We start from the raw sequence: 19,338 nt of genomic DNA on the forward strand, positions 1-19,338 counted from the left end.
GTGGAGCGCTCCGGCAACCCCGAGCGACCAGTGGAGCGCTCCGGCAATCCCGGGCGCACCGGCGAACCGGGACGGCGAGCCGAGCGGCCCGGCGAACCCCGGCGTCCGCGTGCCGCCGCGCCAAGGCCTCCCCAGCCCGGCGCCGCACGCTCGGCGCAACCGGGCGCCCCGCGCTCCGCCGATGCCCGCGGCGGCGCCCCGTCCGGCGAACTGCGCCTGCCTCGCCGCTCCGGCGACACCCCGCCTCCCGGCGGCCGCCGCCGTCCCCCGGCCCGGCCCCCGCAGTCCGAAAAGGACACTCCCGATCCCGCGCCGGCCAAGGAAACCCCGCCGCACACCGGGCACGGCCATGGACACGGACACGGCCCGGCCGCCCCCGCGTCGCACCGGGTCCGCAAGCTCCTGGTCTGGCTCCTCGCCCCGCTGGCGCTGGCGACCGTCGTCGGCATGATCGTCCTGTACCCGTGGGGCAGTTCGCTGCCGAAGAGCGCGGTACCGCAAGGCACGCCGGTCCAGGCGGCGATCACGACCGCGACGTCCGGCCCCTGCCTGCAGCCCGGCCAGGTCCAGGTCGGCTCGCAGCCGGACCCGGACGCGAAACCGTGCCTCACCGTCGACCTGCGGATGTCCGACGGCCCGGCGGCGGGGAAACCGGTGCGGCTGACCGTCCCGATCGAGCCGAGCACGCCGAGGTTCACCGCGGGCGACAAGGTCGTGCTCGCCTACAACGGCGGCAGCCCGCTCGACCCGCAGTCGTTCACGCTCGTCGATTTCCAGCGCGGCACGCCGCTGGTGCTGCTCGCCGCCCTGTTCGCGGTCGCCGTGCTCGTGCTCGGCCGCTGGCAGGGACTGGCCGCGCTGGTCGCGCTGGTGCTGAGTTTCGTGGTGATCGTGCTGTTCGTGCTGCCGGCGATCCTCTCCGGGGAGAACCCGCTGGTGGTGGCGATCGCCGGAGCGGGCGCGATCATGTTTCTCGCGCTGTATCTGACGCACGGCCTGTCCGCGAGAACCTCGGTCGCCGTATTGGGCACCTTGGTCAGCCTCGCGCTGATCGGGATCCTGTCGGCGATCTTCTCCGCCGCCGCGTCGCTCACCGGCCTCGACGACAGCACCACGACGCTGATCGCCTCGCTCGGCCACGGCATCGACGCCCGGGGCCTGCTGCTGGCCGGAATCGTGATCGGCGCGCTGGGCGTGCTCGACGACGTGACCATCACCCAGACCAGCGCGGTCTGGGAACTGCGGCGCGCGAACCCCTCGCTCGGCTGGCGCGAGCTGTACAGCTCGGGCCTGCGGATCGGCCGCGACCACGTCGGCTCCGCGGTGAACACGCTGGTGATGGCCTACGCCGGGGCCGCGCTGCCGGTGATGCTGTACTCCGCGATCTCCGGCGTCGGCCTCGGCGCGCTGCTCGGCAGCGAGGACATCGCCGCGGAGATCATCCGGACGCTCGCCGGTTCGGTCGGCATCGTCGCGGCAGTGCCGGTGACGACGGTCCTGGCCGCGCTCATCGCCGCCCGGGAGCCGGTCGAGCACCTCATCAGCACCACCAACCCCGCTGAATCACACTAGCCACATCCCGGCCGCCCCGGTCGGGCGCGGGCGTCGCGGATGAGGTACGAAGACCGCGACCCCGCACCCCGAGGAGGGGCTGTGTTCTCAGCCGTCCTGGCCGGACCCCGAGTCACCGTGCACCTGATCCGCCGCCTGTTCGCGTCGGTGCTGGAAGCGGCCGAAACGGTCCCGCGGATCGCCACCGCGCTCGACGAGGTCCGCGCGACGCTGCGCCACCTGGAACGGCTGCTCTCCTACGTCGCCGCAGAACTCCCCGAACTGGCCGACCAGCTGGACCGCATCCGCGCCCGCGTCGACGCCCAGGAAGAACGCACCCGCGACCCCGCCAGACGCGAGTAACCCGCCAGAAAAACGCGCCTCGAAACCCAACCCCACCCCAACCCCACCGCGGGATCGCGGGATCGCGTCGGCGTCTGGAGGAGCGGTGCGATCGCCCCCAGGCGGTCGCACCGCTCCTCCAGACGCCGACTTGAAGGCGATCCCGCCGCGTCGGCGAAGCCGACGCCACATCACAGCGTGGCGACGAACCGGCTGATCGCTTCCATCGGAAACCGCTGCAAGTACTTCCCTGACGGAGCCGCCGAAGCCAGCCGGTACAACGGCCGTTCCGCCACCGCGTCCCCTCGTGCCTCCGCCCGCAGCTCGGCCACCAGCAGCTCCGAAAACACCAGCCCGTTCGCCTCGGTGTTGTTCAGCACCGCGTCCGCCAGCCGCCGCAACTGCAGCGCTCCCAGTTCCCGCCCGCCGGTCCCGGAAAACACCGCCAGGTCGAGCTTCACCGCACGCCGCCGGTGCCCCGCGTTCACCAGCAGCGCCACCGTCCGGGTGCCGCGCACGTCGCTGATCACCACGTCGAGCCTCGGCGCCGAAAGCAGGTCCACTCGCCGGACGCCCCACGTGCGCACCACCAGCGTCGTGCCCTCCAGCCAGATCCGGCGGCGATACGCGTAGAGCACCACGTAGATCAGCGGCAGCGCGACGACCGCCGCCACGATCAGCCCGGGCAGCTGCCCGCCGATCAGCCCGGCGATCCCGCCGAACGCCGCGGCCAGGATCAGCACGCCGAAGACACCCGACCCCGCGCGGCGGCGGCGCAGCTTCGGTTCGTCGGCGAACAGCGGCAGGCGTTCCGCCGGTTTGTCGGTCACCGCGCGGCTCCCGGCACGAAGGGGTTGGCGGCGCGCTCGCGGCCGATGGTCGTGGCCGGTCCGTGGCCGGGCAGCACGACGGTGTCGTCGGCGAGCGTGAGCAGAGTGCGCAACGAATTCTCCAGGTCGGAGCCGGATCCGCCGGCGCGCCCGACCGATCCGGCGAAAAGCGTGTCCCCCGTGAACACCAGCCTGCCACCCTCGCCGGTCTCGACGGTGAACGCCACCGAACCCGGCGTGTGCCCGGGAAGCGGAAGTACCCCCACCGTCAGCCCGGCCGTCTCGATCTCTCCCGGGGCGAGCGGTTCGAAGGGCCCGTCGTACCACTCGGCGTCGCCCGGATGGAGCCGGACCGGCGCGGCCCAAGCCCGCGACAGCTCGGCGGCGGCGCCGGCGTGGTCCGGATGGCCGTGCGTGGCGAGCAGCGCGACCGGCGTCAAGCCGTGCTCCGCCAGCGCTTCGGCCAGTGGCTCGGCGGACCCCTCGCCCGGGTCGACAACGAGACACGGACCCCCGGCGGCAGGGGCCAGCAGATAGCAGTTCGAGCGCAGCGGACCCGCGGCGAACCCGGCGACGAGCACCGAACCCTCCTCCCCGGAAGCGGCCTTGATCACGACCCGGTGAAGACTAGCCGCCCCTGTACGGAGTCCTCACAGGCTGTGCCCATACACTGCCGCTACCTCAGACGTGTGACTTCGAGCGGAAACTGGAGGGCGGGTGGCGACCAACCAGCAGCGCCGAGAAGCCGCAAAGCGCAAACTCGAGCGGCAGCTCGTGCGCCGGGCGGAACAGGCGAAGCGACGCAAGATCGTGGGCGCTGGAGTGGTCGGCGGTGTGGTCCTCATCGTCGCCGGTCTCGTGGTGTGGATCGTGAACAGCGGCGGCAGCGACGGCGACCAGCAGGCCGCGACGCCGCCGTCGAGTTCCGCGCCGCCGGTCCCGAGCGTCACGAACATCCCCACCGAGCGCACCGCGCTCCCCAAGCGCCCCCAGGCGCTGCCGAACCCGACGACGTGCTCGTACCCGGCCGACCCCAGCGGCAAGCCGCCGTCGGGCAAGAAGGCGACCGCGCCGGAGGGCAAGAACGTGTCCTCGTCCGGGACCGTGAACATCACCATGAAGACCACCCAGGGCGACATCCCGATGACGCTCGACCGCGCGCTCGCGCCGTGCACCGTGCAGGCGTTCGAAGCGCTCGCGAAGCAGGGTTTCTTCACCGACACGATCTGCCACCGCCTCGGCGTCACCGACCTGCAGATGCTGCAGTGCGGCGACCCGGACGCGAAGGGCGACGCGACGACCGACGGCCGCGGCGGCCCGGGCTTCACCGTGCCGGACGAGGTCATCGACACCTCCAAGTACGGCCGCGGCATCCTCGCGATGGCCAACACCGGCCAGCCGAACAGCGGCGGCAGCCAGTTCTTCATGGTCTACGGCAACGCGCCGCTGCAGCCGCAGTACACGATCTTCGGCAGCATCTCCGACGAGGGCCTGAAGGTGCTCGACAAGATCGCGAAGAACGGCATCGGCACGGTCGGCCCGGACGGGTCGACCGGCGAGCCCAAGCAGCAGGTCAAGTTCACCGCGGTCACGGTCTCCTGACGTGACCGGACGAGTCGAGATCGGCGGCGCCGCTCCCAGCGCCGCCGATCTCGCCGCCGCGGCGACCAGCTACGGCCATTTCACCGCGATGCAGGTCCGCGACGGGCGCGTGCGCGGCCTCCGCTTCCACCTCGACCGGCTCGCGGCGAGTACCCGGGAGGTGTTCGGCAGCGAGCTGGACACCGATCTGGTCCGCCGCTGCGTCCGGCGGCTCGTCGCCGGTCAGGGCGACCTGTCGGTGCGAGTGATCATTTTCTCGCGGTCCTCTCCGCACGATCCCGCGATGGCGCCGGAAATCCTCGTGCGCACCGCACCGCCCAGCTTCCACGTCCCCGCGCCGATGCGGCTGCGATCCGTCGCGTACCAACGGGATCTGCCGCACGTGAAGCATCTCGGCGGCTTCGGTCTCACGCACCATTCGCGTGCGGCCGTCCTCGCCGGTTACGACGACGCCGTGTTCCTGGCCAGCGACGGCCGGATCAGCGAGGCGACGATCTGGAACGTCGGCTTCCTGCGCGACGGGACGATCGTGTGGCCGGAAGCCGAGGTGCTGCCCGGAATCACGTACCTGGTGCTTGAGGAACAGTTGCGCGCGGCCGGAGTGCCGCAGCAGACGCGGCCGGTCTATCCGGCGGAACTCCCGGAATTCGACGCGATGTTCCTGACCAATTCGGCGACGATCGGCCGCCCGGTCGCCTCGGTGGACGACGTGCGGCTGCGCACCTCGCCCACCGCGAGCGCACTGCTGACCGCGGCCTACGAAGCCGCGCCCTGGGACGAGATCTGACCCGGTCTCAGGGTCGGCGGTGCTCCACCCAGACGTTGGGTTCGACGTAAACGGCGGAGTCCTGCGCCACCGACACCAGGACCGGGCTCAGCGCACCTTCCACGTTCACCGGGCCGTCCGTGTCGAACGGCAGCCCGGTCCACTCCCGCCACTGCGCGAGCGTGCCGGGGATGGTCATCGACACCGGGCAGACCTTCACGATCCGCCCGCCCGCGCGCACGTGCACCCGCAGCCACGCGTCGTAGGGCAGGCCGTCGTCGCGCACCCGGAAGGCGTACTCGCTCATCGGGGTCTCGGGTTCGTCCGCCTTCTGCGACGGCCGCACCGGGGCGTAAAGCACGTCGTGTCCGAGGCGGAAAGCGTTGTCCCGCAACGCGTTCACCAGCACCGAGGCGAGTCCGCTGCCTTGCCGTTCCTTGCGGACGACGATCTCCAGCGCGGTCGCCGCGGTGCGTTCGCGCCCGGCCAGCCGGTCGGCGTGCTGCCACCGGATCACCTCGTCCCACCCCGCCTCGGGCAGCGCCTCGCGTCCGGGGCCGCCGAACGCGAACGGCGCCGAGTAGGCCTTGGCGACCGGCTCGTCCCCGTCGGTCGCGAGCAGCACGTAGTCGGCGACCGTGTCGAGTTCGCCGTAGTACAGGTGCCCGGTCGGGTTGTGCTGCATGAAGACCGGCCACGACCGGTCGAAGCCGGCGTGGTCGACCGTCCGGAAGATCTCCCGGTTCTGGCCGCGGTGATGGATTTTCAGCGCCACGGAACCCAGTCTCACCGGCCAGTCAACTTTTTATCCGTCAGCGATAAGTGAACTTCGGCGCGCGCCGGTTCAGGAACGCGTCCACACCCTCGGCGTAGTCCTCCCCGTGCAGCGCGGCGAGCCGGATCTCCTCGACCTCGTCGTCGGTCTTTTCCTGGCCCGCGACGATTTTCTCGATGATCCGGTTCATCCCGCGGACCGAGGCCTGCGACCGTCCGCACAGCGTCTCGGTGAACCGGGCCGTCGCGGATTCGAGGTCCGCGGCCGGGAAAACGTCGTTGACCAGCCCGATCTCGCGGGCCCGGGTCGCGTCGACGAGTTCACCGGACAGCAGGAAGTACTTGGCGTTCGCCGGGCCGACCAGCGACACCAGCTGCCGCGTCGAGGCGAAGTGGTAGACGATGCCGAGCTTGGCCGGGGTGATGCCGAAGCGCGCGTCGTCCGCCGCGAAGCGGAAGTCGCAGGCGACCGAGATCTGGCAGCCGCCGCCGATGCAGTTGCCCTGGACCATCGCGACCGTCGGCTTGCGCATCGCGGTCAGCGCCGCCACCGCGCTGTCCACGGCCTCGTCGTACTTCGCGGCGGCCGCGGCGGTCGAGCGCAGCTCGCGGAACTCGCCGATGTCCGCGCCCGCGGAGAAATGCCGTCCGGCCCCGGTCAGCACGAGCACCTTCAACCCGGGATCGGCCTCGACCTCGGCCGCCGCGCCCGGGATCGCCGCCCACATGCCGCGGGTGATCGCGTTCATCTTCTCCGGGCGGGAGAACGTCAGCCGGGCCACGGCGCCGTCGCGGGTGAACTCGAGTCCGTCCGTCATGCCCAGCACCCTAATGCGCTCGCACGACGATCCCGCTGTGGGACGGCTCACGGTGTCCGAAGTGGACAGTCCAGGCAGGACCGCCCAGATCGCCGCCACCGGGGACTGCTCAGCGGGCTGATCAACGCCGCGCAGCAACCGGGCGGCGCGACAGCCAGTCTCGCGCGAATGAGCGAGCACCTCACTGCCGTCCCGTCCGTCAGGGCACGCGTCGTCGGCCCTGAGTCCGGCGGAGAATTCGGCTACCGCGCCCGAGGACCGCTACGAGAAGTACCTAGACCACCCGGCGCACCTCGCCATGGACCGGATCGGGCTGCCGCTGGTCGGCACATTCGTGTCCTGCGACAGCACCGACGACCCGGACCCCGGAAATCGGCGAGAAGATCGCCGATTCGAGAACGCGCCGGACTGGTCTCCGGCCTCAGCGAGTACACCGGCAGCGCCGCCGAAGCCGACCGCCGGAGCAGCTATGACGCCGACGTCACCCGGTACACGTCGTACACGCCCTCGACCCCGCGCACGACCTTCAGCACGTGCCCGAGGTGCTTCGGATCGCCCATCTCGAACGAGAACCGGCTCACCGCCACCCGGTCCCGCGACGTCGTCACCGAGGCCGACAGGATGTTCACCTTCTCGTCCGCCAGCACCTTCGTGACGTCCGACAGCAGCCGGTGCCGGTCGAGGGCCTCGACCTGGATCGCCACCAGGAACACCGAGGACGACGACGGCGCCCACTCCACCTCGACCAGCCGCTCCGGCTGAGTCCGCAGGTCGTCGGCGTTCGTGCAGTCGGTCCGGTGCACGCTCACGCCGCCGCCGCGCGTCACGAAGCCGAGGATCTCGTCGCCCGGCACCGGCGTGCAGCAGCGCGCCAGCTTCGCCCAGACGTCGCTCGCGCCCTTCACGATGACGCCGACGTCGTTCGAGCCGCGGCGGCGTGTGACCGTGGACGGTGTGGCCCGTTCGGCCAGCTCCTCCTCGGCCTCTTCGACCCCGCCGAGCAGCGCGACCAGCCGCTGCACCACGTGCTTCGCGCTGGTGTGGCCCTCGCCGACGGCCGCGTACAGCGACGAGATGTCGCCATGCCGCAGTTCGGTGGCGACCGAGCCCATCGACTCCGCCGACACGAGCCGCTGGATCGGCAGCCCGACCTTGCGGATCTCCTTGGTGATCGCTTCCTTGCCCGCGTCGATCGCCTCGTCGCGGCGCTCCTTCGCGAACCACTGCCGGATCTTCGCGCGCGCCTTCGGCGAACCGGCGAACTGCAGCCAGTCGCGGCTCGGCCCGGCGCTCTCCGCCTTGGACGTGAAGATCTCGACGACCTCGCCGTTTTCGAGCTTCCGTTCGAGCGCGACCAGCCTGCCGTTCACCCGGGCGCCGATGCAGCGGTGGCCGACCTCGGTGTGCACCGCGTACGCGAAGTCCACCGGCGTCGAATCCGCGGGCAGCGTGATCACGTCGCCCTTCGGCGTGAACACGAAGATCTCGCGCGCGGCCAGTTCGTAGCGCAGAGATTCGAGGAAGTCGCCCGGGTCCGCGGCCTCGCGCTGCCAGTCGAGCAGCTGCCGCATCCACGCGATCTCGTCCAACTCCATCGCGTTGTTGCTGGCGTGCGTGCCCTTGGTTTCCTTGTACCGCCAGTGCGCGGCGATGCCGTACTCGGCGGTGCGGTGCATGTCGTAGGTGCGGATCTGCACCTCAAGCGGCTTGCCGTCCGGCCCGATCACCGTGGTGTGCAGCGACTGGTACACGCCGAACCGCGGCTGCGCGATGTAGTCCTTGAACCGCCCGGGAACCGGCTGCCACAGCGCGTGCACCACGCCCATCGCGGCGTAGCAGTCGCGCACGTCCTCGACCAGGATCCGCACGCCGACCAGGTCGTGGATGTCGTCGAGGTCGCGGCCGCGGACGATCATCTTCTGGTGGATCGAGTAGTAGTGCTTCGGCCGTCCCTCGACCTTCGCGGTGATCCGCGACGACACCAGGTTGTTCGTCAGGTCCGCGATCACCTTGCGCAGGTAGGTGTCGCGCGAGGGCGCGCGGTCGGCGACCAGCCGCACGATCTCGTCGTACTTCTTCGGCTGCAGGATCGCGAACGCGAGGTCTTCCAGCTCCCACTTCACCGTGGCCATGCCGAGCCGGTGCGCCAGCGGGGCGAGCACCTCCAGCGTCTCGCGCGCCTTGCGGGCCTGCTTCTCCGGCGGCAGGAAGCGCATCGTGCGCATGTTGTGCAGCCGGTCGGCGAGCTTGATGACCAGGACGCGCGGGTCCTTCGCCATCGCGATCACCATTTTGCGGATGGTCTCCGCCTCGGCCGACGTGCCGAGCTTGACCTTGTCCAGCTTCGTGACGCCGTCGACCAGCTCGCCGACCTTGTCGCCGAAATCGGCGTTCAGCTGCTCCAGCGAATAGCCGGTGTCCTCGACGGTGTCGTGCAGGAGCGCCGCGACGAGGGTAGTGGTGTCCATGCCCAGTTCGGCGAGGATCGTGGCTACCGCGAGGGGGTGGGTGATGTACGGGTCGCCGGATTTGCGGCGCTGCTCGCGGTGGAGTTCTTCGGCGACGTCGTAGGCGCGTTGCAGCTGGGCCAGGTCGGAGTTGGGGTGCAGTTCGCGGTGGATGACCGCCAGCGGTTCGAGGACCTGTTTGACCGGGGCGGCGCGCTGGGCGGTGATCCGCCGGGCCAGGCGGGCGCGGACGCGGCGGGTCGCGGAGGGGTTCGGCGCGGCTCCGTTGGGCCGGGTCCCGGCGTCCGCGGCGGCGGCCCCGTTCTTGGCGGGAGTCGCACCGCCTTTGGCGGGGACGTTGGCGTCGAGCTCTTGGCTCACCCGCACCTCCAGCTGCTTCGTGCGGCCTCGAACCTTCAGGGTAACCGGTTGGTCTTTTGGCGGGGTGGTGACGTGCCGTTGCGGGGGGTCGCGGTCGGCTCGTCGCCTGGGGGCGACATTGCTTGTGGGGGTTGCGTGGGGCACCCCGAANGAAAGATGCCTTGACAAGCACCCCCGAACCGCAGAGAGGCTTCGTATCGGGGTGCGCGGGAGGGGCTGGGTGCCTGGATCGTTGGTGCGCTGGTGCGGCTGGGTGCAGCTGTGGTGGGTGCAGCGGTTTACGGTCTCGCGGACGGCGGGGCTAGTGCCCCAATGTGGCACTGGGGGGCGTTCGGCGAAGGCCACGGGGCACCGGCGGCGGGCGTGAGGCGTGAGGTCAGACGGTGCGGAGGGTGTGTACGGTGCGGGTGCCCAAGGCGGCGCGGCCGTTGAGGGCGGCCAGTTCCAGCGCTACCGACACGCCGGTGACCGTCGCGCCTGCGTCTTCCAGGAGTTGCGCGGTGGCGGCGACGGTGCCGCCGGTGGCGAGGACATCGTCCATGACCGCGATTCGCTGGCCTGGTTTTACGACGCCTGCGGGCAGTTCGACGCTCGCGGTGCCGTACTCCAGGGAGTAGTCCACCCGGCCCGCCACGGACGGGAGCTTGCCGGGTTTCCGGACCAGCACCACGCCCATGCCGCGGGAGTAGCCGACCGCCGCGGCCAGGAGAAAGCCGCGGGCCTCGACTCCGGCCACCAGGTCGGCGGCCGGGTCGAGGGTGTCGGCCAGGGCGTCGGCGACGGCGGCGAAGCCGGGGCCGTCGGCGAACAGCGGGCTGAGATCGCGGAACAGGACGCCCGGTTCCGGGAAATCCGGCACCTCGGCGATCAGGTCCAGTGCCTCGTCGAGCTTCATCGGGGTCAGCGCTTCTTCTTCCCCGACGGACGCTGCTTCGGGTGCCGCGCCGGGACTCCGGCCGCGGCGGCCATCGCCTTTTCCTTGCGGAGTTCGGCGGCCAGCTGGTCCTCGTCGCCCGCGTCGAAGTCGTCCTCCGAGGCTTCGCGCTTCGCGGCCTTCGCCCGGCGGGCGGCGACGCGGTCGGCCTGCTGCCGGTACTGCGGGTCGCGCATCTTGAAGTCGACCAGCAGCGGCGTCGCCAGCGCGACCGACGACAGGACGCCGACCAGGGTACCGGTGAGCTGCACCAGCGCCAGGTCCTGCAGCGTGCCCGAGCCGAGCAGGATGTAGCCGACGATCAGCAGGCCCAGGATCGGCAGCAGCGCGATGAAGGCGGTGTTGAACGACCGCATCAGGGTCTGGTTCAGCGCCAGGTTCGCCGCTTCGGCGTACGTCCGCCGCGACAGGCCGAGCAGGCCGCGGGTGTTCTCCCGGACCTTGTCGAAGACCACCACGGTGTCGTACAGCGAGAACCCGAGAATCGTCAGCAGGCCGATCACCGTCGCGGGCGTGACCTCGAAGCCCACGAGCGAGTACACGCCCGCGGTGACCACGATGTCGTGCAGCAGCGAGATGAGCGCCGCGAACGCCATCCTGGTGTCGAAGTAGATCGCCAGGAAGATCACGACAGCGACCAGGAACACGCCGAGCGCGATCAGGGCCTGCCGCGAGATCTCGTTGCCCCACGACGCGCTCACCGCGCTGTCGCTGATCGCCTGCTCGCTCGACGTGCCGTTGGCGCCGATCGGGCCCAGGTCCTCGAAGATCTGCTTCTTGACCTTCGCGACCTGGTCGGCGGTGAGGGCCTCCGACCGGGTCTGGATGGTCGCCGCGTTGCCGGTGCCGACCGTCTGGGTCTCGGCCGGGGCCTCGCCGAGCGCGGTGTTGAACGACTTGATCACCTGGTCCTGGGCGATCTGGCCGTGCGAACCGTGCGCGGGCAGCTGGATCTGGGTGCCGCCCTCGAACTCGATGCCGACGTTGAAGCCGCGGAAGATCATCGAGCCGATGCACACCAGCAGCAGCAGCGCGAAGAACAGGTACCAGCGCTTGCGCGAGCCGACGATGTCGACCGCGCCGGTGCCGACGTAGAGCCGGTGGAAGAAGCTTTCCTTCTTGCCGGGCTTGGCCGCCGTGCTGCCCTGGCCGTTCGAGCCGTCGGGGCTGTCCGACGCGACGCCTGCGGTTTCGTCGCTCACGTCAGGCCTCCTTCACGTTCGCGCGACGGCCGGGAGCGGGGCGCGTGGACTTGCGCTGCGAGCCGAGCTTCTGGACGGCGCCGAGGCCGAGATTCCGGGGGTTGGACAGGAACTTCGACTTCGAGGTCGACACCATCGCCACGAGCGGATGCGTGACCAGGTAGACGACCACCAGGTCGAGCACCGTCGACATGCCGAGGGTGAACGCGAAGCCCTGCACGTCGCCGACCGCGATGATGTACAGGATCGCGGCGGCGAGGAAGCTGACCGCGTCCGAGGCCAGAATCGTGCGCCGCGCCCTCGACCAGCCGCGCGGCACCGCGGACCGGAACGTCCGGCCCTCGCGGATCTCGTCCTTCAGCCGTTCGAAGTAGATGACGAACGAGTCCGCGGTGATGCCGATCGCGATGATCAGGCCGGCGACGCCCGCGAGGTCGAGCGTGTACCCGATCCAGCGGCCGAGCAGCACCAGCACCGCGTAGACGAGCAGACCGGACAGCACCAGCGACCAGATCGTGAGGATGCCGAGCAGCCGGTAGTAGAACAGGCAGTAGATGAACACGACCGCGAGGCCGATGGCGCCGGCGATCAGGCCCGCCTGCAGCGAGGCGTAACCGAGCGTCGCGGAGACCGTGGTGGCGTCGGACGAGTCGAACGACAGCGGCAGCGAACCGTACTTGAGGATGTCCGCCAGGTTCTTCGCGTCGGTCTGGGTGAACTTGCCGGTGATCTGCGTGTTGCCGCCGAGGATGGCGTTCTGCACGGTCGGCGCGGACACCACGTCCGTGTCGAGCACGAACGCCGCCTGCTTGCCGATGTTGGCCGACGTGAAGTCGCCCCAGGTCTTGCCGCCCGCGCTCTTGAAGCCCAGGTCGACGATCCACTGGCCGCGCTGCTGGTCGTAGCCGGAGTTGGCGTTGGCGATCTCGGTGCCGGGGATGATCTCCGGGCCGAGCACGTACTTGGTGGCGTCCTTGTCGCCGCAGGTGACCAGCGGCTGGTTCGGCAGGTCGTTGCCCTCCAGCGGGTCCGCGGCGTTCGGCGCGCAGGCGAGCGCGGCGAGCGCCTTCTGCTGCGCGGCCTGCGCGGCGGCGGCCTCCTGCTGGTTCTTCGGGTCCTTCGGCATCAGCGCGGGAGCCTGGCGCACGGCACGGGCTTCCTCGATCGGGTTCTTGCCCGCGTCCTGGCCGTTGCTCGCGCCCGGGGCCGGCGGGGCCGAACTCGGCGGTTGCTGCGCCGGGGCGCCTTCCGCTCCCCCGCCGCCGGCGGGCTTGCCCGGCGCGGTCGCCGGGGCGCTCGGGGCTCCCGAGGCGGGCGGCGCGGCCGGGGTGTTCGGGACCGAGGTGATCACCTCGCGGATCCCGAGCTTGGCGGTCCGGCCCAGGTTCTTCGCCTCGTCGCCCTGCTCGCCCGGCACGGTGATCACGATGTTGTTGCCGTCGAGCACCACCTCGGTGCCGCCGACGCCGATCCCGTTGACGCGGGTCTCGATGATCTGGCGCGCCTGGTTCAGCGAGTCGCGGGTGGGCTGGCCGCCGTCGGGCGTGCGCGCGGTGAGCGTGACCCGGGTGCCGCCCTGGAGGTCGATGCCGAGCTTCGGCGTCGCTTTGCCGCCGCCGGTGAAGAACACCAAGGCGTACAGCACGACCACGATCAGGGCGAAGAAGGCGAGATAGCGTCCCGGGCGGAGATGCCCGGCCGATGGTGCCACGGTGCTTCGGTCTCCTCGAACTGGCACGGACTGGATGGACCCCAAGTGGTTCGGGTGCGCGAGCCGGAAGGGGGTCCCCCGGACGCGGCTGGGCGTGAACTATGACGGCGGACACGCACGCAGCACCGAGACAGTACTCGGTGCTGCGTGAGCCCGGCGTTCGCCCGTACCGACTTTCGTAGGCTGTGGGCGGATCACTGCCCGGTGAAGCGCGGAGGCTACTTCTTCCCGTGCTCGAGCGGGGGCGCCACCTGCGCACCGGAGGTCTGCTTCTCCTCGGCGGAGATCGACTCCTGGGCAGGCGCTTCCGACGAGGCGGCCGGGGCCGACTCGATGCCCGCGACCTCGGTCTCGGCCGAGTCCTCGTTCTCCTCGGTCTCGACGGCAGGCTCGACCTTCTCGCGCACCGCGAGCCGCAGCCAGGTGGTGACGACGCCCGGCGCGATCTCGATGTCGATCGTGGTCTCGCTGCTGGTGTCGGCGACCGTGCCGTACATGCCCGACGTGGTCATCACGCGGTCGCCAGCGGAAATGCTGTTCTGCATCTCCTGCTGAGCCGCCTGCTGCTTCTTCTGCTTGCGGGTGCCCATGACGAGCGGCACGGCCACTACGAGCAGCAGCAGCAACGGCAGCAGTAACTGGTTCATGACTCTCCTCGACGGACGCCTTTCTCGGCTGCCCGCGTCCGGTTTCGACGGATGTGCTGTGTTCGAGTGTGCCAGGTACCGGCGGAAACGCCACCACCCGGGCCGCTGTCGGTCCTTGTCAGGCCTGGTCGAACAGCGTCGGACCGCCCGCCTCGGGGCGTCCCGCTTCCGGCGGCGGCACGAGTCCGAGGTGGTGCCACGCGGCCGCGGTCGCGACCCGGCCGCGCGGAGTGCGGGCGAGCATACCGGCCCGGACCAGGTAGGGCTCGCACACCTCCTCGACGGTGCCTGCCTCCTCGCCGACGGCGACCGCGAGCGTCGAAATGCCCACCGGTCCCCCGCCGAACGAGCGGGTCAGCGCGCCGAGCACGGCCCGGTCCAGCCGGTCCAGCCCCAGCTCGTCGACGTCGTAGACCTTCAGTGCGGCCTGCGCGACCTCCAGGGTCACCTTGCCGTCGGCGCGCACCTCGGCGTAGTCGCGGACCCGGCGCAGCAGCCGGTTGGCGATGCGCGGGGTGCCGCGCGAACGGCCGGCGATCTCGGCGCAGCCGTCGCGGTCGATCTCGATGCCGAGGATGGTCGCGGCGCGGCGGACGACCAGCTCCAGCTCGGCCGCGGAGTAGAACTCCATCTGGCCGGTGAAGCCGAACCGGTCGCGCAGCGGCCCGGTCAGCGATCCGGACCGGGTGGTGGCCCCGACCAGCGTGAACGGCGCGATCTCCAGCGGGATGCTGGTCGCCCCCGGCCCCTTGCCGACGACGACGTCGACCCGGAAGTCCTCCATCGCGAGGTACAGCATTTCCTCGGCGGGCCGGGCGATGCGGTGGATCTCGTCGATGAACAGGACGTCGCCGGGCGCGAGGTTGGACAGCATCGCGGCGAGGTCGCCCGCGCGTTCCAGGGCGGGCCCGGAGGTGATCCGGATGGCCGCGCCCAGTTCGGCGGCGACGATCATCGCCATGCTCGTCTTGCCGAGGCCGGGCGGGCCGGACAGCAGCACGTGGTCCGGCGGGACGTCGCGCCGCCGGGCGCTCTCCAGCACCAGTTCCAGCTGCTCGCGGACGCGTTCCTGGCCGACGAACTCGTCCAGTTTCCGGGGCCGGAGCGAGGTTTCCAGGTCGCGTTCGCCGGTCTGCGCGAGCGCGGAGAGGGTTTCGTCGTCCGCCTCGGCGCCGCCGGGGCCGAACTCGGTCACTTCGTGGTTCATCGGCGGCTACCGCTTGCGGCCCAGCGCGGCCAGCGCCGCGCGCAGCACCGACGCCGTGGTGTGCCCGTCGCCTTCGGACAGCACCTTGTCCACCGCCTGCTCGGCTTGTTTGGCCGGGAAGCCCAGTCCGGCCAGCGCTTCGACCACCTCGCCGCGCAGCGCGCCGGGCGCGGTCACCACCGGGGCGTCGGCGGGGCCGCCGAGCGCGGTGACCTTGTCCCGCAGTTCGAGGCTGAGCCGCTCGGCTCCCTTGCGGCCGATGCCGGGGACCTGGGTGAGCACGGTGATGTTGCCTTCGACGAGCGCCGCGCGCAGCTTGTCCGGCTCCAGCACGGCCAGCGTCGCCAGCGCGAGCCGCGGCCCGATCCCGGACACCGTCTGGAGCAGGCCGAACAGCTCGCGCGCGTCCTCCTCGGCGAATCCGAAGAGGGTCAGCGAGTCCTCGCGCACGACCAGCGCGGTGTGCAGCCGCGTCTGCTCGCCGCGGCGCAGCGTGGCCAGCGTCGCCGGGGTGGCCTGCACGGCGAGGCCGACGCCGCCGACCTCGACCACCACGTGGTCGAGACCGACGGACAGCACTTCGCCGCGTACCGAGGAGATCATCGTCGTGCTCCTGTTTCGTCCTGCTTCGTGGTGGTTCCGGCCGCCTTGGCCGCGGCCGCGAGCCGGGCCTTGTGGGCGCGGACCAGTTCGGCCGCGCGGGCCTCGGCCTCGGCGAGGCGGACCCGCATCGGCTCGCGCCAGAGGTGGCAGATGGCGAGCGCGAGCGCGTCGGCCGCGTCCGCCGGATGCGGTTTGACCTCAAGCCCGAGCAGCCGCATCACCATGGTGGTGACCTGCGCCTTGTCCGCGCGGCCGGACCCGGTGACGGCGGCCTTGACCTCGCTGGGCGTGTGGAAGACGACCGGCAGCCCGCGCCGCGCCGCCGACAACGCCACGACCCCGCCCGCCTGCGCGGTGCCCATCGCGGTGCGGACGTTGTGCTGCGCGAACACCCGTTCGACGGCCACCGCTTCGGGCCGGTACCGGTCGAGCCAGCGCTCCACCTCGTCGGCGATGCCGAGCAGCCGCCGCGCGAGATCCTGGTCGGCGGGCGTGCGCACGACCCCGACCGCGACCGGGCGCACCGACCGGCCCTTGCCGCCGTCGACCACGCCGAGGCCGCACCTGGTCAGACCGGGGTCGACCCCGAGCACCCGCACCGTTTCTCCTTCGCCCGCGCGAACATTAGTTCGAGATGCAGGCTAACGGTCGCCGAGCGCGGCCCCGCGCATGGACACGCGTTAACGGCGGCCGAGGTGGACGCCGGATCCGCTCGGCGAGCACGATTGGCGACATGCCGGAACCGGAGGACTACGTCAAGCACCTGGGATTGGAACCGCTGCCGGTGGAGGGCGGCCGGTTCGCGGAGAGCTGGCGCGCGGACGCGGGGTCGGCGATCTATTACCTGCTCGCCGCGCCCGAGATCTCCGCGCCCCACCGGCTCGATCGCGTCGAAGTGTTCGTGCATCACGCCGGCTCGCCCGCGCGGATGCTCCTGCTGCATCCCGATGGCGAGGTGACGCGCCCGGTGCTGGGCAGCGACGTGGCGGCCGGGGAACGCCCGCAGGTGGTGGTGCCCCCGGGAACGTGGCAGGCGACAGTGCCGCTGGGCGCGTGGAGCCTGCTCGGCACCGTGGTGGTGCCGCCTTATGCCGACGACTGCGTGGAGTTCGCGGATCCGGCGACGCTGGCCGCGCGCTTCCCGGACGCCGCCGCCGACCTCGCCGCCCTCAACCGGGATTAGCCGGGTCACCGACGTCTTCAGGTCCGTGAGGACCGCACACGCGCTTGCGGCACCGGCGCAAGCTGCCGGCATCGGCTTCGGGCGGGTCAGGGGCCGTCGACCCCGGGCGTCCAGCTCTCCGGGTCCCCGCTCTCGGTGAGCACCGGCTGCCATGCGGCGAAGCCCTCGGGTGCGTCGGCGTGCCACGGGAAGTGCCCGTCCGGCGTCGCGACGATCATCTGCAGCGCCGGGAAGTCTCCGTCCGGGTAGACCAGGAACGCGGACCCGAAGTACTCCGGATAGTGGCCTTTCGCGACGCGTTCGAAGATCACCGGCGCGCCGTCGAAGAAATCGTCGTAGCGTTTGCCGACCTCGAAGATCTCGCCGTTGGCGGAGCGGTCGACGTACGCGTCGAGCAGCACCGGGGCCATGTGGTCGGGCAGGCCGATCACGACGGCCTCGGGCACATTGTGCAACGCCCACGCGCACGCGGTGAAGCAGTAGCCGGCCCCCTGGTCGTCGGCGGCCACGGCGATGACCGCGTTGCCCCGTTCCCGTGCCTGGGTCTCGATCCAGGCGATAAGGCTCTGCTCTTGCTCGGTGAGGGCGGAGGTCGTCACGGCGGACATTCTGCCCCACCCGCGCGCCCGAGCCCAGTCCCCGCGCCGGTCATTTTCCGCCCGCCCCAAGGATTTTCGCGTTTTCCGTTGCGCGCCAACGGAAAACGAAACGAAAACGGCCGCGTCCCCGGAGCGCCGGGGCGCGGCCGTGTCGCGCCGGGATCAGTCCACCTCGGCCATGACCTCGTCGGAGACATCGAAGTTCGCGTACACGTTCTGCACGTCGTCGCAGTCTTCGAGTGCGTCGATCAGCTTGAAGACCTTCTTCGCGCCGTCGACGTCGAGCGGCACGCTCACCGACGGCAGGAAGGTCAGTTCGGCCGATTCGTACTCGAACCCGGCTTCCTGCAGCGCCTTGCGCACCGGGACGAGGTCGCCGCCCTCGGAGACGATCTCGAAGCTCTCGTCGAGGTCGTTGACCTCCTCGGCGCCCGCGTCGAGGACCGCCATGAGGACGTCGTCCTCGGTCGCGTCCGCCTTGGGCATGAGCACGACGCCCTTGCGGTTGAACATGTAGGCGACCGAACCCGGGTCGGCGAGCGAGCCGTTGTTGCGCGTGAGCGCGGTGCGGACCTCCATCGCGGCGCGGTTCTTGTTGTCGGTGAGGCACTCGATCAGCACCGCCACGCCGTTCGGGCCGTAGCCCTCGTACGTGATGTTCTGCCAGTCGGCGCCGCCCGCTTCCTCGCCGGCGCCGCGCTTGCGCGCGCGCTCGATGTTGTCCTGCGGGACGGAGTTCTTCTTCGCCTTCTGGATGGCGTCGTACAGCGTGGGGTTGCCGTCCGGGTCCCCTCCCCCGGTCCCGGTGCGGGCGGCGACCTCGATGTTCTTGATCAGCCGCGCGAAGAGCTTGCCCCGCTTGGCGTCGAGGTTCGCCTTCTTGTGCTTCGTCGTGGCCCACTTGGAGTGGCCGCTCATCTTTCCTCCATCTGTTCCCGCGGCCGCGTGCCTCCCGGCGCGGCCGCCGCAATCCTTGCTCAGGCTTTCCGCACGAGCTCGACGAACAGCCGGTGCACGCGCTCGTCCCGGGTGATCTCCGGGTGGAACGCCGTGGCCACCACCGCCCCCTGCCGGACGGCGACGATCCTATCCGCCCGCGTCCCGTCCGGCGGGTCCTCCGGGTCCGCCACGGTGGCCAGCACCTCGACCCCGTCTCCCGCCTTCTCGACCCACGGGGCCCGGATGAACACCGCGTGCAGCGGCCCGCCGGGCAGCCCGGCGAACGGGAGGTCGGCCTCGAAGGAGTCGACCTGCCTGCCGAACGCGTTGCGCCGCACGACCACGTCGAGGCCGCCGAGCTGCCGCTGGTCCGGGCGCCCGTCGAGCACCTGGCGGGCCAGCAGGATCATCCCGGCGCACGAGCCGAACGCCGGCAGGCCGCCGGCGATCCGCTCGCGCAGCGGTTCGAGCAGTTCGAAGGTCTCCAGCAGCCGCGACATCGCGGTGGACTCCCCGCCGGGCAGCACCAGGCCGTCCACTCGGGACAGCTCGGCGGGGCGGCGCACCGGAACCGCGCGGGCCCCCGCGCTCTCCAGCATCGCGACGTGCTCGCGCACGGCGCCTTGCAGGGCGAGCACGCCGACCGCCGGCCGTGCTCCCGTAGCTGTCGCCACCCGACCTCCCGTGAGACGTTCGCATCAGCTTAGGGGGGCCGCCCGGAACGCAACCGGGCAGGTCAGGCGGGCGGCACCGGGGCCGCCGCCCACTCGCGGAGCGCTCCGGCGGCCGGTCCCGGGCCGAC

At 71.2% G+C, this 19,338-nt stretch carries 20 protein-coding genes; 5 read left to right on the forward strand and 15 right to left on the reverse strand.

What is annotated here, in order from left to right:
• Nucleotides 1–210: 210 nt before the first annotated feature.
• Both A4R44_RS14070 and A4R44_RS14075 read left to right on the forward strand, forming a co-directional pair.
• Entirely contained in the window at nucleotides 211–1,572 is a 1,362-nt protein-coding gene (locus tag A4R44_RS14070; RefSeq protein ID WP_232791604.1) for a YibE/F family protein, read from the forward strand.
• An 81-nt stretch (nucleotides 1,573–1,653) separates the two neighbouring features.
• Nucleotides 1,654–1,914, forward strand: a complete 261-nt coding sequence (locus A4R44_RS14075) for a hypothetical protein (RefSeq protein ID WP_067579942.1) — start codon at nucleotides 1,654–1,656, stop codon at nucleotides 1,912–1,914.
• A gap of 170 nt (nucleotides 1,915–2,084) precedes the next feature.
• On the opposite strand, the gene A4R44_RS14080 is transcribed toward A4R44_RS14075, so the two are convergent.
• Both A4R44_RS14080 and A4R44_RS14085 read right to left on the reverse strand, forming a co-directional pair.
• Nucleotides 2,085–2,723 carry a hypothetical protein gene (locus A4R44_RS14080; RefSeq protein WP_067579944.1) on the reverse strand — a complete coding sequence of 213 codons (639 nt, stop codon included), beginning with the start codon at nucleotides 2,721–2,723 and terminating at the stop codon, nucleotides 2,085–2,087.
• On the reverse strand, nucleotides 2,720–3,304 hold the full coding sequence (locus A4R44_RS14085; RefSeq protein WP_067580228.1) for an MBL fold metallo-hydrolase: 585 nt from the start codon (nucleotides 3,302–3,304) through the stop codon (nucleotides 2,720–2,722). The genes A4R44_RS14080 and A4R44_RS14085 overlap by 4 nt, the downstream gene beginning before the upstream one ends.
• Before the next feature lie 136 nt (nucleotides 3,305–3,440).
• On the opposite strand from A4R44_RS14085, the gene A4R44_RS14090 reads away from it, so the two are divergent.
• Both A4R44_RS14090 and A4R44_RS14095 read left to right on the forward strand, forming a co-directional pair.
• On the forward strand, nucleotides 3,441–4,325 hold the full coding sequence (locus tag A4R44_RS14090; RefSeq protein ID WP_067579946.1) for a peptidylprolyl isomerase: 885 nt from the start codon (nucleotides 3,441–3,443) through the stop codon (nucleotides 4,323–4,325).
• 1 nt (nucleotide 4,326) lies between these two features.
• Nucleotides 4,327–5,112 (forward strand): aminotransferase class IV, encoded by a 786-nt coding sequence (locus tag A4R44_RS14095; protein ID WP_067579947.1) that lies wholly within the window; start codon nucleotides 4,327–4,329, stop codon nucleotides 5,110–5,112.
• Nucleotides 5,113–5,119: 7 nt separating this feature from the next.
• Here A4R44_RS14095 and A4R44_RS14100 read toward each other — a convergent pair whose 3' ends face one another.
• The 10 genes from A4R44_RS14100 to ruvC all read right to left on the reverse strand — a co-directional run bounded on the left by A4R44_RS14100 (nucleotide 5,120) and on the right by ruvC (nucleotide 16,414).
• Entirely contained in the window at nucleotides 5,120–5,866 is a 747-nt protein-coding gene (locus A4R44_RS14100; RefSeq protein ID WP_093575161.1) for a hypothetical protein, read from the reverse strand.
• 37 nt (nucleotides 5,867–5,903) lie between these two features.
• Nucleotides 5,904–6,683 carry an enoyl-CoA hydratase/isomerase family protein gene (locus A4R44_RS14105; RefSeq protein ID WP_067579949.1) on the reverse strand — a complete coding sequence of 260 codons (780 nt, stop codon included), beginning with the start codon at nucleotides 6,681–6,683 and terminating at the stop codon, nucleotides 5,904–5,906.
• 467 nt (nucleotides 6,684–7,150) lie between these two features.
• Nucleotides 7,151–9,511 carry a bifunctional (p)ppGpp synthetase/guanosine-3',5'-bis(diphosphate) 3'-pyrophosphohydrolase gene (locus tag A4R44_RS14110; RefSeq protein WP_067580232.1) on the reverse strand — a complete coding sequence of 787 codons (2,361 nt, stop codon included), beginning with the start codon at nucleotides 9,509–9,511 and terminating at the stop codon, nucleotides 7,151–7,153.
• 376 nt (nucleotides 9,512–9,887) lie between these two features.
• A complete protein-coding gene (locus A4R44_RS14115; RefSeq protein ID WP_067579951.1) occupies nucleotides 9,888–10,406 on the reverse strand; it encodes an adenine phosphoribosyltransferase in 519 nt (172 codons plus the stop codon).
• Nucleotides 10,407–10,411: 5 nt separating this feature from the next.
• Nucleotides 10,412–11,647 (reverse strand): protein translocase subunit SecF, encoded by a 1,236-nt coding sequence (gene secF, locus A4R44_RS14120; protein WP_067579953.1) that lies wholly within the window; start codon nucleotides 11,645–11,647, stop codon nucleotides 10,412–10,414.
• A 1-nt stretch (nucleotide 11,648) separates the two neighbouring features.
• Nucleotides 11,649–13,358, reverse strand: coding sequence for a protein translocase subunit SecD (secD, locus tag A4R44_RS14125; RefSeq protein ID WP_067579955.1), 1,710 nt, complete (start codon nucleotides 13,356–13,358; stop codon nucleotides 11,649–11,651).
• Nucleotides 13,359–13,576: 218 nt separating this feature from the next.
• Nucleotides 13,577–14,005 carry a preprotein translocase subunit YajC gene (yajC, locus tag A4R44_RS14130; protein ID WP_067579957.1) on the reverse strand — a complete coding sequence of 143 codons (429 nt, stop codon included), beginning with the start codon at nucleotides 14,003–14,005 and terminating at the stop codon, nucleotides 13,577–13,579.
• A gap of 118 nt (nucleotides 14,006–14,123) precedes the next feature.
• On the reverse strand, nucleotides 14,124–15,212 hold the full coding sequence (gene ruvB, locus A4R44_RS14135; protein WP_067579959.1) for a Holliday junction branch migration DNA helicase RuvB: 1,089 nt from the start codon (nucleotides 15,210–15,212) through the stop codon (nucleotides 14,124–14,126).
• Between the two features lie 6 nt (nucleotides 15,213–15,218).
• The gene (gene ruvA, locus A4R44_RS14140; protein WP_067579961.1) at nucleotides 15,219–15,815 is read right to left on the reverse strand and encodes a Holliday junction branch migration protein RuvA; all 597 of its coding nucleotides are present in this window, start codon (nucleotides 15,813–15,815) and stop codon (nucleotides 15,219–15,221) included.
• Nucleotides 15,812–16,414 (reverse strand): crossover junction endodeoxyribonuclease RuvC, encoded by a 603-nt coding sequence (gene ruvC / locus A4R44_RS14145; protein WP_067579963.1) that lies wholly within the window; start codon nucleotides 16,412–16,414, stop codon nucleotides 15,812–15,814. The genes ruvA and ruvC overlap by 4 nt, the downstream gene beginning before the upstream one ends.
• A 134-nt stretch (nucleotides 16,415–16,548) precedes the next feature.
• Between ruvC and A4R44_RS14150 the strand changes: the two genes are divergently transcribed.
• On the forward strand, nucleotides 16,549–16,998 hold the full coding sequence (locus A4R44_RS14150; protein WP_067579965.1) for a cupin domain-containing protein: 450 nt from the start codon (nucleotides 16,549–16,551) through the stop codon (nucleotides 16,996–16,998).
• 86 nt (nucleotides 16,999–17,084) lie between these two features.
• Here A4R44_RS14150 and A4R44_RS14155 read toward each other — a convergent pair whose 3' ends face one another.
• From A4R44_RS14155 to pdxT, 3 genes are all read right to left on the reverse strand, one after another.
• Entirely contained in the window at nucleotides 17,085–17,606 is a 522-nt protein-coding gene (locus tag A4R44_RS14155) for a DUF4262 domain-containing protein (RefSeq protein WP_067579967.1), read from the reverse strand.
• Between the two features lie 153 nt (nucleotides 17,607–17,759).
• Nucleotides 17,760–18,515, reverse strand: a complete 756-nt coding sequence (locus tag A4R44_RS14160; RefSeq protein ID WP_067579970.1) for a YebC/PmpR family DNA-binding transcriptional regulator — start codon at nucleotides 18,513–18,515, stop codon at nucleotides 17,760–17,762.
• 59 nt (nucleotides 18,516–18,574) lie between these two features.
• Nucleotides 18,575–19,210, reverse strand: a complete 636-nt coding sequence (gene pdxT, locus A4R44_RS14165) for a pyridoxal 5'-phosphate synthase glutaminase subunit PdxT (protein ID WP_067579972.1) — start codon at nucleotides 19,208–19,210, stop codon at nucleotides 18,575–18,577.
• Nucleotides 19,211–19,338: the final 128 nt, after the last annotated feature.

It is taken from the genome of Amycolatopsis sp. M39, from assembly GCF_001651785.1.
GTDB classification, from domain to species: Bacteria; Actinomycetota; Actinomycetes; order Mycobacteriales; family Pseudonocardiaceae; genus Amycolatopsis; species Amycolatopsis rubida.